This window comes from Allobosea sp. 05T439, from assembly GCF_056396005.1.
On sequence record NZ_JBFTKP010000175.1, the window covers coordinates 1 to 374 of the forward strand.

Sequence of the window (374 nt, forward strand, 5' to 3'; positions counted from 1 at the left end):
ATCGCTCCCACGGTTGAGCGCGGCATGCCGAGCGCAGCCGCAATCTGCGGGCCGCTCAGCCGGCGACGCCTCAGCGCCTCGATCTCGGCAACACGCTGCACAGGCGTTGCATGCGGACAGTGATGCGGGGCTGAACTGCGGTCGTGAAATCTGTGCTCACCGCCCTGCCGATGCCGGCGAAGCCAGGTATGCGCCGTGCGCCCCGAGACGCCCGCCGCCAGTGCCGCCGCCTTGACGGACCAGCCCCCTTCGACCCGCTCTGCCAGCAGGGCTCGACCGCAAGGCGTCAAACGGGCATTCTGATGGACGTTMATCCGGGCACCTCCGGCGCAGGCGTTGGAGCTTCGCAACCCCAGCCTCTCAGCACCGGCCCG

The 374-nt window shown here is 69.7% G+C and carries 1 protein-coding gene; it reads right to left on the reverse strand.

Annotated features, from left to right (window positions below; all coding sequences use genetic code 11):
* On the reverse strand, positions 1–350 hold a 350-nt coding region (locus tag AC1DIO_RS35605), incomplete at its 3' end, for a leucine zipper domain-containing protein (protein WP_476854987.1).
* Positions 351–374 lie beyond the last annotated feature (24 nt).